The organism is Phycisphaerae bacterium, assembly GCA_012729815.1.
GTDB lineage: Bacteria > Planctomycetota > Phycisphaerae > JAAYCJ01 > JAAYCJ01 > JAAYCJ01.
In genome coordinates, this window is record JAAYCJ010000128.1 from 1 (window position 1) to 1,610 (window position 1,610).

Annotated in this window: 1 protein-coding gene; it reads left to right on the forward strand. The window is 64.3% G+C overall.

Going from position 1 to position 1,610, the window contains the following annotated elements:
* Positions 1–92: 92 nt before the first annotated feature.
* The coding region (locus tag GXY33_08810; GenBank protein NLX05231.1) for a cation acetate symporter at positions 93–1,610 on the forward strand (1,518 nt) is incomplete at its 3' end.

Sequence of the window (1,610 nt, forward strand, 5' to 3'; positions counted from 1 at the left end):
AAGAGGAACTCAACGTGGTCAGCGCCGACGCCGACGAGCAGGAGGAGACCGAGTAATGTACGAAACGTCACCCTGGGCCGTTACCCGTATTCATCGCACTGGTCGCCTTCGTCCTGTGGATCTCCTACTACTTCGCCCGCCGCACCAAGAACGCCAAGGGCTACTTCGCCGCCGGCGGCCAAATCCACTGGTCGGTCAACGGCATCGCCTTCGCGGGCGACTACCTCTCAGCCGCTTCGTTCCTCGGCATCTGCGGCATGATCGCCACCTTCGGCTACGATGGTTTCCTCTATTCCATCGGCTATCTGGCCGGCTGGATCGTCGCCCTCTTCGTGGTCGCCGAGCCGATGAAACGACTCGGCAAGTTCACCTTCACCGACGCCCTCGACGCCAAGTTCAACTCCAAGGGCATCCAGTTCGCCGCCGCCCTCAGCACGCTGGTGGTCTCCGTCTGCTACCTGATCCCGCAGATGGTCGGCGCCGGCGTGCTGGTCACGCCGCTGCTCGGCCTGCCCCACTGGCTCGGCGTGATGATGGTCGGAGCGATCGTGATCGTCATCGTGGCCACCGCGGGCATGGCCTCCACCACCTACGTCCAGTTCCTCAAGGGCGGACTGCTGATCGTTTTCTCGATCACCCTGGTCATCGTCACCCTCTACCACGGCCTGGCCACCAAACCGAACCACACGGGCGGCGAGGCCTACCACGAATTCAAGACGCTGCCGGTGACGCTCACCGCCGACGGCGCCCCGCAGCTTCAGGATTCCTCCTACACGCTGGCGTCCATCACCACCCCGGCCGACGGCCTTACCTTCGTCAAACTCAACAATGAAGGCAAGGACAGTTGGTGGCACCTGACCGCCGACGACCAGGGCAACCCCGTCCTGACCGAGGCCTACTGGAAAACTGAACTGGCCGAACCGGTCACCGACGCCGACGGAACCCCCGTCAGCGTGCTCTACAACGGCGTGCCGATCACCGAGACCAAGCCGCTGCAGGCCGGCCACCTCAAGCAGCTCGTCTACCAGGGCAAGCCGGTCGACGAAGCCCCCAACCTCGGCGCTCTGCAGTTCATCGAGGCCATCAAGGAAAGCACCATCGTCCGATTCTTCAGCAAAAAGGTCGCCGACGGCGACGACACCGTCACCGTCTTCTATCAGCAACCGACCTCGGGCCGCGACATCCTGCGGCCGGGCCTGAGGTTCAAGGTCGACGCCGCTAAGGGCGCCACCGGCATGGACAAGCTCAATTTCGCCTCCCTCATGCTGGCCCTCTTCCTGGGCACCGCCGCCCTGCCGCACATCCTGATCCGCTACTACACCGTCCCCACCCCCAGCGCCGCCCGCAAGAGCACCATCGTGGCCATCGCCGCCATCGGCCTGTTCTACTTGCTCACCCTGTTCATGGGACTCGGCGCGATGGTCAACGGCGTGGTCGACCTGACCGACAACAACATGTCGGCTCCGCTCCTGGCCAAAAGCTTCGGCGTCACCCTCTTCGCCATCATCTCCGCCCTCGCCTTCGCCACTGTCCTCGGCACGGTCAGCGGCCTGATCGTCGCCGCCTCCGGCGCCGTCGCGCATGACCTGATGGACCGCTTCATGAACCTC